Consider the following 12,058-nt stretch of genomic DNA (forward strand, 5'->3'; position numbering starts at 1 on the left):
TGAAGGATATAACAGCATAATTAGGCACTTTCTGGCAAGATTGAGAAGAAAGTCAAAGTGTTATACTAAGAGTCTTGAAATGCTGAAGTACTCTGTTCTTCTTTTGATGAAGTACAGAAATAAAGAGTTAGCTATGTTTAGTTAACAATGCCAAAATTTCATTTGAAAAAGAAAAGTAAAACAAATAAAGCTCCATAAAGGAAGGAAGATGATAGCGATTTTCTAAATCATGCTACATCTTCCAAAAACCCGATGGATAAGGTCTATGAAAAATCCAATAAATTCGGATATTGACCTTCTCAGTTATAAGCTTACAGGCGATTTTACTTTTACTTCTTGTATTATCAGATAAATGAATTAGTGAGGGGACCAATTTTTGGTTTGCTTTTTTTTATAGATGAAACAGATAGTGTAAACCTTTTATTTTTGTCAATAATTTATAGTGAGATGTATGGATATGAATTTGTTGACCTTTTTGCTTACTCTCGTCCATCCCCTGAATTGAAACATATCTTTTACCATATTAGGGTCATTGGTGTAATTGATCGCAAAGTCATATTTTTGATTAGATTTTGATAATCGAAGGAGTAGTTGCATAAGGATCTTGTAATTTGAGTTTATGAATTGTCCCACATCGATCCTTTGAAGATATCTCAGAATGATGTTTCACAAGTTATCTTATAATAGTTTTTTGAAAAAGGCTATCTTGAGGCTTTCCTATTGCCATGCCTATGACAGCATGAAATAGATCTTACTATTAAGTCCATTTATTGGAATTTTAATAGGTTGATGTGGATTGTGGTGCATTTTTGACATATTTAGTAGGATTTAATTCAAATCGATCAGTAAGTGACCTTATTTTTCGATTGGAAATGCATGTGCAGGGAATTTTGCCACCTATAAGTGTATCGTCTGATGCCGCTTATATTAGTTTGAACTGTAATTTGTTCACTACTAAATTTTCTCCTAATCATTATGATGAGTATATATAAGGATTTCGTAACCTTTAAATAAAAGAAACACCCAGATTGATTGGGGATAATTAAATCAAATTAAAGATGTGGTGTAGGGAAAATGCGTCGTGGAAAGATTGAAATAATGGTAGATATTTTAAATGTTGTAAAGAAGTCACAGGTGACAAAAACTGCAATAGTTTATAATGCAAACTTAAATTTTAACAGGGCTGATCAGTATATCAACATGATGATGGATGTTGGTCTTGTAGAAAAAACTTCAAACAAGTATTCAATAACTGATCTAGGGTCTGAATATCTTTATAAGATAAATGATATGGGTTCGATCTTTTCTGCTGAGTTTTGATTTTAAATCCATTTTTTTTAATTTTGTTTTGATCAACTTTACCAGGTATCAATCCTAATTAATAGTTCTGACTATTGGTCATGACCTCACGTACTAATTATCCGTTCTAAAGTATAGTTCATTCTTCTTTATTACTTTTTTTAGCATTCTATCTACTGCAATTGGGGTGAAGGTACATAATGAACATTAGAATACATGTTATGATCAAATTATTCTTGTTACCATTACTTATGTCAGTCATCGTAACAAAGGTAAATTCAGCCACTATTGAAGTAGGGCCTGGAAAAGAATATTCCTGTATACAGGATGCTGTAAACAATGCAAATGAGGGGGACAAGATCATTGTCCATAATGGCATTTATGAAGAGAATGTGATCGTAAATAAGCAACTGACATTACAGGGAGTGGGAAGTCCTGTCATAGATGCAAAGGGATTCGGAAATCCCATTAATCTCTATGCCGGAAATTCGGTAGTTGATGGATTTGTTCTTTGCAACGGAAGAAGCGGATTATATATGGTTTCAAAAGATAATGTCATAAAAAATAATACTATAAAAGAAAACCAATATGGAATCTATCTTTTCAAATCCGGGGGAAATGTAATTGAACAGAATCTTATTGACGGGTACCTGAGGGATGGTCTATACCTTCTGACAAAAAGCAATAATAATGTGATCAGTGGCAATATGATCAATGATAATAATGGAAGCATCCGCATAATTGCTTCTGATGACAATAAGATATCCCTAAATAGCATGGTCAATAATTCTGTAGTTTCAAAAGGAGATCACCAGTGGGACAATGGAATTGGAAAAGGTCGATATTATAGTTTCTTTGATGAAGGCAGTGAAGGCTTCATCGATACAGTCGATGATAACTCTCAGATGTCTCTCACAAAATACCGGTAAGAGATGCTATTGGTATGTGTATGCTGACTCAGTATTGAATCCACACAAACAGCAGTATGCACACAAAATGAACCCGTTGAATGGGTGAAATTATGATCTCAGGGATATCTGAGTTCCCTGCTGCCACATTTCCTGTATTGAGTAGGATGGAATTATTCCTTACACTCAACAAAAAAAGAATTCATGTTCCGTCACAAATGCGAACTTTCTTTTTTTATAGTTCTACTTTATGTACTTACTTAATACTACCATCTAAAAATAAGTGATTCATTCACTCATTTTTCTGTGAATTAAGCCGCCCAGCCAGTAACCCACCATTCCTATAGCAAAAGCCAGTGGTACAAGAATGAGCATCTTGAAACCCATGGGGATGAGTAGGGGGAATGCTATCAGCACAAAAATAAATATAAATATGGCATATCCGCCATACTGCGCTTGTTTTTTGCTAATATTTTTCATCGACATAATAAATTCTCTATAAGCTGATACTATTTAAATGAAGCCTAAATCTCAAATGTGCAATGTTAAATAATTTACGTGCATATGATTAATGGTAGCATAAATTACATTTTAAATAAAAAGGTGTTATAAATGGGATTGGGAAGTTTTATCGGAAGCATTTTCGGGAAACAGAATCAAGTCAAATTTAATGAACCCGTGGTTGAGGAGTTGAACAAGAATCTCTTCATGATAAATACCCTTGCTTTTGAGGCAGAGGTGGAACATTCAGAATTGCCCGTTGTAGTTGATTGTTTTACAAAGACATGCCCACCTTGTAAAAAGATGGGGCCTGTATTCGAAAAACTGGCAGGTGAATACGAATCAAAGGTAAAGTTTATTAAGATTGACCTTAAAGGTTCACCTGAAATCGGAAAAAGGTTCAATATATTAGGAGTCCCTACTCTTCTTTTCTTCAAAGATGGGGATCTGGAGAATAATGTTGTTGGCTACACCAACGAAGATAAACTCCGAGAACATCTTGATAACTTACTGGAACAACCGTCCGGAAATAGTTCATGAGAAGTGAAAAACATGACAAATAATGAATCTACTAAAGAAGACATGCACGTATGGACATCCAAATATGCCGATAAGGCTGGATATATGTTAAATCCCGACGATGAGTCGTTGCATCTTGTTCTTGAAGGACTTGCAAGGAACAGGAACAAACACGGGAAGAACTACTGTCCCTGCAGGATCGTGACCGGTGATGATCAGGAGGACAAAAAAATAATATGTCCCTGTATCTATCATAAGGACGAGATCAGTAATGATGGCTCCTGTCATTGTGATCTGTTCTTTAAGAAAAAGGACTGAAAAGAAAGATAGCACATCTTTCCTTCGTTATTTTTAATATTTTTCAGGTGAATTCATGACAAATGCATTGGAAATATACCAGTTACTACCAAAAACAAATTGCAAACAGTGTGGTAAAGCGACCTGTATGGCGTTTGCAGCAGCACTTCTTTCAAGAGAGGTCGTGGTCGATGATTGCCCGCCTCTGAAAGAGGACAAGTTCAAAGAGAACTATGAAAAACTTTCCGAGATCATCACACCTGCAGGAGAGGCTTCTGAGTCGGGTATGATCGTGCATACTGAAAAATGCATTGGGTGCGGTAACTGTGTTGTTGCATGTCCTGTTAACGTGGCTGAAGATCCGTATGGTGCAGGTTCAGGAAATGCACCCACCAGTGACAATGTGATCCTTCGGGTAGAGGATGGTGTCGTACGTCTATCCAATGTAAGTCAGTGTCGCCGATTTGGTAAGAATAAGATACTATGCAATGGTTGTATCGTTACATGCCCCACAAAAGCAATTGAATTCGTCTGATCATGGTGTGAAACAAATGGAAAATGAATATTACGTTTGCACAGGTTGTGGACTTCTCTGTGATGATATAGAGGTCGAGCTAGAGGATGGTAAGGTTTCAAAGGTGAACAATGCATGTCTAAAGGGTGTAGCTCGCCTGAAAGAATGTAATAGACCTGCTGAGTGTAGGATCGATGGCGCACCCGCATCTCTTGAAGATGCTATCATAGAAGCTGCCCGAATACTCAAGGAAGCCGATTCTCCGGTGCTCTTTGGAATGGGGAACTCGACCAGTCAGGCACAGAAAAATGCTATTGAGGTAGCAAAAAGGACTGGTGCTTATTTTGATGATACTTCTTCGTTCTGCCAGGGACCTGTCGTCGAAGCAATACTTGAGAATAAGATAAGGACCTGCACACTTGATGAAGTAAAGGACAAGGCGGATGTTATTGTCTACTGGGGAGCAGACCCCTCTAACTCACATCCGAGACATCTGTCCAAATACACCTATTTCCCCCGTGGAAAAGAAAGACAACGTGGTTGGGAGGAAGATCGTACAGCTATTTGCATCGATGTGAGGAAGTCTGATACTGCTACTATCTGTGGTGATAAGTTCTACCAGATACCGCCACAGGCGGATGAAGAGCTGCTTAATGCACTCGCAAATGGTCTTTCCGGCAAGGTCCCCAAGGTTTCTTTCGGAATGGGTCCGAAGAAGATACTTGAACTTGCGAATATGCTTAAAAAAGCTGAATTCGGGGTGATCTGTGTTGGCTTGGGCCTTGTTTATTCACTTGAGGAAATTGAACCGCTAGTCCGTTTAATGGATAAGCTCAATGAAGTTTCCAACTTCCATCTCATCCCGATGGTAGGTCAGTATAATATGCGGGGATCCAATCATAACCTGCATGAGGAAACCGGATATATAAACCGTGTCAAATTCACAGGGAATGATGTTGAACATGGGGCACACTGTTCTGTTGTGGAATTGCTGAGGGCAAGAACCGTTGATGCAGCGCTAATAATAGGGTCTGACCCGATGTCAAGTCTTCCAGGCAGTATTGCAAAAGAGCTGTTGGACATTTCGGTAATCACTATTGATCCATGCAATACTCTGACGTCCCGAAAAGCAAAAGTGTCAATTCCAGCCGCAACTGCAGGATCCGAGTGTGGGGGAACTGCTGTCAGGATGGATGGTGTTGAAGTGGAGTTCAAAGCCATGACTGAAACTGATCGAATGTGTGATGCAGAGATACTGGAACGCATTATGGGGGAATTATAAATGGGATTTGGACAATTTCTCAAAGCTCCTGAATACGATATCAAGATAATAACCTACAGGGATATCTTCCAAAGCACCGCTCTTGAATCATCAGGATGTGGGGATGAATATGCCGAACGTTCAGCTGTAATTCTGCTGGATAAAGGTGACATGAAGAAGATGGTGCTTAAGGATGGAAGAAAGGCAGTTCTTAAGAACAACTTCGGAAGAGTTGTTGTGCATCTCAGACCTTCCGACTACGATGAAGGGCATGAAGGCATCGGATACATGACCAACAGCCCCTGGTCAAATGCCCTGGTATCTTCTGAGACCGGTGGTTCCGGAGTACCTAAATTCAAAATGATAACTGCATCCATCTCTGATGCAAAGGATGAAAAGGTCACCAGTTTTGATGAGTGACCTTATTCTTTTATTTATTAACAACTTGTTCTGGGCGTTGTCTATCAAAAGTTAGGGTACAAAGCCCGACTAAAGTTCAGATAAGTTCCTTAGGCTGCTTCTTTTTTGGCAATACTGGCAATGACATAGTATTAACAAGAATGGGGCTTTCAACTTCCTTTGCACGCTCAAGTAAAAGCTCTTTTCCTTTCTGTGTAAGTGCAAAAAGAGGTACTGCAGTACCTACCTGTGCCAGAGGTTTGATGACATCCCGTATCGCTTTTGATGCACAGGAAGTAATGATGTCAAGGTACTTTATTATCTCAAGGGCATTTTCCCTGCTAAGACCTGTAGTATGAGCTCCGATGATCATTAGCTCAAGGTCGTTCTCACCCTCAATTTCGCGAAGCATTCTGGCAGTTCCGGGGTCAACAACAGTAACAGCAATTCTCTTGAAACCGAGTTCAATTGCCTTAAGGACTCCTCCGACAGGATCGATTATGGCAGTAGATGGATTAAGCACAATACCGCCCATCTTCCCAATGCGGTCCATGACCTCATCAATAGGTTCGGTCTCCACAAGTCCCGAAATCCTTGCTCCCATTCCCTGAACAAGCACCGGATTGTTCGTGATAACAGTGCCTGCACCGTCACAAACTGTCACTGTAGTATCGAGGATGTCCCTTCCAAGTCCTGTCATCATAACTTCCGAAGCGCCAAAACCCACGAAAACATCCATCTCAAGCATACGGTCCTTTGTAAAAAGACCAAAATCCTTTATGCGAAACTCCATATTCTCCTTAACAGCCTCGCGTGTGATCCTTTTAATGCCTCTTGCTTTCTCGAACAGTGGGCACCAGTCTATTTCCGGTTCACCGACTTCAACCACTTCGCCATTCTCTACAACGACTTTCGTCTTTCCAAGGATCTCCATTACATGTGGCATTATCGCAACCTCACAACTGATATTTGAGAACAATTATTCTTATTGGCATGCAATATCTGGATGCAAAAAAGGGACTCAGATAGCTTCCCTTCTGTCAAAGACCCTCTTTGCTTTACCTGTGCTTCTTGGAATTGTTCCCTTTTCCACAAGTTCGACATTGGCCCTGATGTTCAATACGCTCTTAAGCTCGCTTTCAACAAGTCTTCTTGTTGATTCGAGGTCCTGTATCTCACCTGTGAATGCACCTTCATCGAGTTCTACCCTGACTGTTATCTCGTCCAGTTTCTTCTTGTTCCTGTCAAGATATATCTCGAACTGGTCGGTGATCTTCCCGATCCTCACAAGAACATTCTCTATCTGTGATGGGAAAACATTGATGCCTCTTACAATAAGCATATCATCTGCTCTTCCGAGTATCCTTGAGATACGGTTGCTTGTACGTCCACAAACACACTCGCTTTTAAGAAGTCTTGTGATGTCGCCGGTACGATATCTGATCACAGGAAATGCTTCCTTTGTTAATGAAGTAAGCACAAGTTCGCCCTTCTCACCTTCAGCAACCTGTTCGCCATCCTCGTCAAGCACTTCAACAAGATAATGATCACTCCATATGTGAAGACCGTCCTGCTCCTGGCACTCGAATGCGATACCAGGCCCCATCATCTCGGATAGGCCATAGGAATCATACGCTTTAATGTTGAACGCATCTTCAAGTTCCTTTCTGGTACTGGAAGACCATGGTTCTGCACCAAAGCATCCTACTCGTAATGATAATTTATCAAGGACATTCATTTCCCTGACAGTTTCTGCAAGGTAAAGTCCATAAGAAGGAGTACAATGAATAGCAGTAACGCCAAAGTCCTGCATCATTTCGATCTGTCTTACTGTATTTCCGGTCCCGCTTGGTACGGCCATGGCGCCAAGTTGTTCGATACCATAGTGAAAACCCAGTCCGCCTGTAAAAAGGCCATAATTAACGGCATTCTGGAAAACATCATTCGCGTCCAGACCGACCATAGTAAAATTACGTGCCATCATATTTGCCCATGTTTCGATATCATTGGCAGTATATCCGACAACCGTTGGTTTCCCACTTGTCCCTGAAGAAGCGTGGATACGCACAATATCTTTTTTTGGGACTGCGAAAAGACCGAATGGATAGTTGTCACGAAGGTCCGTCTTTTTGGTCATTGGTAACTTTCTGATATCATCCAGTGATCTGATATCATCAGGAGTGATACCCAGGGCTTTGAACTTCTCTCGATAAAAAGGCACATTATTATAGACTGCTGCAGCCGTTTTCTTCAAGCGATTCAATTGCAATTCAAGAAGTTCATCATGTTCCATCGTTTCATATTTTGGCTGCCAGTATTTCATGATGTGATCACCTTTTCACGTCTGAATGAATTCAATCTTTAAATGATTTACTATGCTTCGTTTAATGTCTTGCAGGTCATGAGCATTATCCAATTGATCAAAATATGGTGTCTTAATATCTTTATTTTTTTGAGAATGTATGAAATCCTTATCTCAAATCTCAATAAAATGTTCATGTAATAAGTTATTTTGTACATAATTATAGTTTTTGTGGGTAGATAGTTCTAATACGTGTGCAAAGATGTTTATGTTTGAGGATGTCGATGAGCAAAGGATGTACATTATTTAGAGATAGCACCAATAATCTGAACTTCCACGATATTACAAAGGCATTATGGAAAGATTTTATCTATGGAGGGCATATTTTTGCATTTGGGGCTATCTGCGTAGCTATTATGGCATCGATTATATTCGCTATTCCGATAACCTGGGACTTTATGTTGATCATCTACCTGATCTTCTATACGATATATGTGTACGACTATTTTACTGGTGCAGAGGAAGACAAGAACAATTACTCAAGTCGTTCAGAATATCTGCAGAACAATGACGAAAAAATGCTGTTAGCTACTATATATGGTTCCATTGTGGCAATAGCTTTCACATATTTAATTTACAGTGATATCAAAAACATGTTCATTGGGTTTGGGATCCTTGTACTGGGGCTTATGTATCATTCACATTTTAAATCCATCACAAAAAAATTGCCAGCATTCAAGAATTTGTTCGTATCACTCGTATGGGGACTCCTCATCTTCACCATGTTCGTCTATTATGGATATCAAATTGACATATCTGCAATGGTCATATCAGCTTTCGTATTCCTTAGAATGGTAGGTATCCAGATAATGTTCGACATTCGGGATATAGAAGGGGATCGAATAAAAGGGCTGTTGCCCATACCGGCAATATTTGGCCATGATAAGAGTATATCGTTGCTCAAAATGCTCAATATTGTAACCTTGATATTGCTTGCAGTTGGTGTCTATATGAAAATATTGCCAATTTTTGTCTTAATGATAATGTTGGTAATGGCTTATTCAGTAATGTATAAATGAAAAGTTCTAATGTCAAGAACTGATAACAGATGCTACATACTTGCAGCAGGGGAGCCTTTTGTGTGGGCAGTTCTTGTTTGCGGGGGCATAGTGCTCTCCAGACTAGTCCCTTATGCAGCCGACATCGGTACTATGATATTTTGAGGACCAAAGGTGTCAGCATCTGGCACTTATATAGGGCAGTTTCATTTAAACCGGCAGATAATACATCCAATCATTGAGCGTTCAATCGCCTTCAATGGATTCAACAGGATCGAGTCTTGAAGCACGTCTTGCAGGATAAACACCCGCAAGAACGTTCAGGACGAACGCAAAGGTTGCAGCATAAAAGAAGTTACTGGCAAGGATCGTAATTGGCATCGTCTCCAGTCCCAAATACATCTCACTGGGCAATTCAAGTTGATATGCTCCAATTGAAACAGATGCGATGTAGCCAATAATACAACCTGCAATAACGCCAAAAGCTCCGAGAACCGCTGATTCTATCAGAAATATGGAAGTGATGCTTCTTCGTGATACTCCCATGGCCATGAGCATGCCTATCTCTTTTTTCTTATCCATGACAACGGTAACCAGGGTGTTGGCAATACCGAATCCGGCAATGATGTAGATGAGTGCATAAAATATCCAGATGAATACACGCTGTGTATTAAGCAATTCCAGGATCTCCCTGTTGGCTTCCAGCCAGCTTGCCGCATCAGCACTGGTGTCGGTTTCAATTGAATCTGCAATTGCTTCCGCTTGATATGGATCGAACACTCTGACACCTATAGAAGTGACGACACCATTCTTCCTGAAAAGCTCCTGCAATGTTCCCAGTCTGGCATATGCAATACTTTCATCGATCGGAGTGCCGGTGTTGATTATCCCCACTACCTTAAAGACCCGTTTATTTGAACCTGGATAAATTGCTTCCACATTATCTCCGAGACCAACCTCAAGGTTGTCTGCAAGTTTATCACCAAGAACAATGCCATGGCCCGTAAGTGCAAGCATCGTAAAGCTTCCGGAAACGATGTCCTCACTGACATGCATTACATGATCTTCAGCTTCTGGCTCTATCCCTTTGAGCAGGACTCCTTCGGCATTGTCCTTATATTTTAGAGCCGCCTGTCCCGAAAGATAAGGTGATACTGCCACAACACCTTCTTTCTCGCTTATCACTGACATGAGATACTTGTAAAGGTGCAGTTCGTCACCATCTTCGGATTGTGGGCTTATTACGATATGTGGGGCGTTTTCGATAGTAATTTCAAGGAGCTCTTCCTGCAAACCGGTCATCATCGACATCAGGACGATTATGGTACTCACAGCTAATGCAACTGCCATTAAAGAAAAAAATGTATGGCGACGGCGTGAGTTTATGTGGCGTATTGCTATGGTGAACTCGAACATCAAAAAACTCCCAATAAACACACAGATACTGATATAGCAATAGTATTTGCTTCGATTTAATACTTGTTTGTTTTGTCTGTATCTAATTTATAACTTCTGAAAAGTTATGTGCAGATCTCATGTACACACAGCTGAAAGATATCATTTTCTTAAATTTGCTTAATGCATATTGAAAATTGTGCATTTATATATTATAATCAATCTTCGATTTTTATATATGCATTAAATCATGTGCACGAATTATATAATTCATGCCATGCAAGTTAAGTCTGTGTCCATGCGAACTTCTTTCTCATGAGGGTGTCTGAAAAGAAGGTCCTTGCAATAGATGCAGCAATAATACTTTTGCTCAGTTTTCTGTTCATAGCATCAGTAACTATCGTTGCAGCCGGGGGGGATGGAATCTCCACATCTGCTGAACTTAGTTACGAGCTTCTGGGTGACGAGAATATTGTCCATGTGACTAAAGAAATCACATTCACTAACCTCGATGAAAATACTCGTTACTGGCAGGGTTATTATGACACCTATAATTATTACATCCCCGATGGTGCTGAGAACATCAGGGCATATGATAGTTCCAGCAGTATGGAATATACAAAGGGTGATGGTGAATTTTATATATTTAATTTCAATGAACGAATGTGGTATGGCGATGTTTTCAAATTTAGAGTTGAGTATGACCTAATGGTCAACCAAAATACCGCTGTTTTCAATATATGGGATAACACTGATAGTGCAACTGCAAAGATCATCATACCTGATGAATATGAGGTGTATCTGAATAAACAGAATTGTGTGGTAGTACCTCTGAAAAACATGTATGTAATTGATCCCGGCAATTTGGGGATGAGTGTTGCACCAATAACAGTTGATCTTGTAAGGCATACTGAATTGAACAGTATGACTGAAACTGTGAAACTAAAGAAAAAAGATGTCCTCGTGACAGTCAGGTACTGGGATGGGGAAGAGCAGTGGGCGGAACATGTTATGGATACGACATCCAGTAGCCTTGTAATTCTCGAAGATCTGTGGGGTGTTGCATATCCTGCTGGTTATGGCATAACCATTACTGAAAGCAGTATGGAAGATACTGGTGGTTATGGGGGTCTTAATAACTGGAGCAAGGGTATATCACTGCTTCATACGTCAAGGGACATAACATTGATACATGAATTGGCCCATTACTGGACAGAATGCTGTTCTTTCGAACAACTGTGGATGGATGAAGGTTACGCTAATTTCTATGCTATGAAGGTTCTTGAAGAGCTCGACCCTTTGCAAGCCACGAAGGAATTGGATCGACTCTCAGATATTGGAGCTGATGAAAGGAACGATGGGAAGCTTGCCGATTGGTCAACACCTTCTGAATTAGCTTCAGGCTATGCATATCAGACCAAATTAAATTACAAAAGGGCATTTCTTTTAACTTATTCCCTCTACGGGGATGTTGGCATGGATACTTTCAGGGATGCTGGTGTGGAATTCATCAATATGGGGCATGTTGATAAAAGTGACCACATAAGTATCATGGAAAGTATTTCAGGCAAAGAGCTTGATGCTATCTATGATCAATATCTCTAA

14 protein-coding genes and 1 pseudogene are annotated in these 12,058 nt (G+C 39.9%); 11 read left to right on the forward strand and 4 right to left on the reverse strand.

What is annotated here, in order from left to right:
• The 3 genes and pseudogenes from KDK67_RS02480 to KDK67_RS02490 all read left to right on the forward strand — a co-directional run.
• Positions 1-145: pseudogene (locus KDK67_RS02480) on the forward strand (IS1 family transposase); the annotation flags it as partial.
• A gap of 929 nt (positions 146-1,074) precedes the next feature.
• Positions 1,075-1,320, forward strand: a complete 246-nt coding sequence (locus KDK67_RS02485; protein WP_250867261.1) for a winged helix-turn-helix domain-containing protein — start codon at positions 1,075-1,077, stop codon at positions 1,318-1,320.
• 230 nt (positions 1,321-1,550) lie between these two features.
• Positions 1,551-2,228, forward strand: a complete 678-nt coding sequence (locus KDK67_RS02490; RefSeq protein WP_250867262.1) for a right-handed parallel beta-helix repeat-containing protein — start codon at positions 1,551-1,553, stop codon at positions 2,226-2,228.
• Between the two features lie 267 nt (positions 2,229-2,495).
• Here KDK67_RS02490 and KDK67_RS02495 read toward each other — a convergent pair whose 3' ends face one another.
• On the reverse strand, positions 2,496-2,693 hold the full coding sequence (locus KDK67_RS02495) for a hypothetical protein (protein ID WP_250867263.1): 198 nt from the start codon (positions 2,691-2,693) through the stop codon (positions 2,496-2,498).
• Positions 2,694-2,819: 126 nt separating this feature from the next.
• On the opposite strand from KDK67_RS02495, the gene KDK67_RS02500 reads away from it, so the two are divergent.
• From KDK67_RS02500 to KDK67_RS02520, 5 genes are read left to right on the forward strand one after another with little or no spacing between them, the layout of a single operon-like run.
• Positions 2,820-3,248, forward strand: coding sequence for a thioredoxin family protein (locus KDK67_RS02500; RefSeq protein WP_250867264.1), 429 nt, complete (start codon positions 2,820-2,822; stop codon positions 3,246-3,248).
• A 12-nt stretch (positions 3,249-3,260) separates the two neighbouring features.
• Positions 3,261-3,545 (forward strand): ferredoxin-thioredoxin reductase catalytic domain-containing protein, encoded by a 285-nt coding sequence (locus KDK67_RS02505; protein WP_250867265.1) that lies wholly within the window; start codon positions 3,261-3,263, stop codon positions 3,543-3,545.
• A 55-nt stretch (positions 3,546-3,600) separates the two neighbouring features.
• Positions 3,601-4,059, forward strand: coding sequence for a (Fe-S)-binding protein (locus KDK67_RS02510; protein WP_250867266.1), 459 nt, complete (start codon positions 3,601-3,603; stop codon positions 4,057-4,059).
• Between the two features lie 16 nt (positions 4,060-4,075).
• Positions 4,076-5,320, forward strand: coding sequence for a formylmethanofuran dehydrogenase subunit B (locus tag KDK67_RS02515; protein ID WP_250867267.1), 1,245 nt, complete (start codon positions 4,076-4,078; stop codon positions 5,318-5,320).
• A complete protein-coding gene (locus tag KDK67_RS02520) occupies positions 5,321-5,719 on the forward strand; it encodes a formylmethanofuran dehydrogenase (protein ID WP_250867268.1) in 399 nt (132 codons plus the stop codon). It begins immediately after the preceding gene.
• Positions 5,720-5,795: 76 nt separating this feature from the next.
• Here the strand turns inward: KDK67_RS02520 and KDK67_RS02525 are convergent, their stop codons facing one another.
• Together KDK67_RS02525 and KDK67_RS02530 are read right to left on the reverse strand one after the other, a co-directional pair.
• Positions 5,796-6,644: a methanogenesis marker 8 protein gene (locus KDK67_RS02525; RefSeq protein WP_250867269.1), complete on the reverse strand. Its 849-nt coding sequence runs from the start codon at positions 6,642-6,644 to the stop codon at positions 5,796-5,798.
• Between the two features lie 75 nt (positions 6,645-6,719).
• Entirely contained in the window at positions 6,720-8,021 is a 1,302-nt protein-coding gene (locus KDK67_RS02530; RefSeq protein WP_250867270.1) for a phenylacetate--CoA ligase family protein, read from the reverse strand.
• 263 nt (positions 8,022-8,284) lie between these two features.
• Between KDK67_RS02530 and KDK67_RS02535 the strand changes: the two genes are divergently transcribed.
• Both KDK67_RS02535 and KDK67_RS14230 read left to right on the forward strand, forming a co-directional pair.
• Entirely contained in the window at positions 8,285-9,079 is a 795-nt protein-coding gene (locus KDK67_RS02535; RefSeq protein WP_250867271.1) for a UbiA family prenyltransferase, read from the forward strand.
• A 9-nt stretch (positions 9,080-9,088) separates the two neighbouring features.
• Positions 9,089-9,223: a hypothetical protein gene (locus KDK67_RS14230; protein ID WP_276575040.1), complete on the forward strand. Its 135-nt coding sequence runs from the start codon at positions 9,089-9,091 to the stop codon at positions 9,221-9,223.
• An 81-nt stretch (positions 9,224-9,304) separates the two neighbouring features.
• On the opposite strand, the gene KDK67_RS02540 is transcribed toward KDK67_RS14230, so the two are convergent.
• Positions 9,305-10,474, reverse strand: coding sequence for an ABC transporter permease (locus KDK67_RS02540; RefSeq protein WP_250867272.1), 1,170 nt, complete (start codon positions 10,472-10,474; stop codon positions 9,305-9,307).
• Positions 10,475-10,774: 300 nt separating this feature from the next.
• Between KDK67_RS02540 and KDK67_RS02545 the strand changes: the two genes are divergently transcribed.
• Positions 10,775-12,058, forward strand: coding sequence for a gluzincin family metallopeptidase (locus KDK67_RS02545; RefSeq protein ID WP_250867273.1), 1,284 nt, complete (start codon positions 10,775-10,777; stop codon positions 12,056-12,058).

The organism is Methanococcoides seepicolus (assembly GCF_023684405.1).
GTDB classification, from domain to species: domain Archaea; phylum Halobacteriota; class Methanosarcinia; order Methanosarcinales; family Methanosarcinaceae; genus Methanococcoides; species Methanococcoides seepicolus.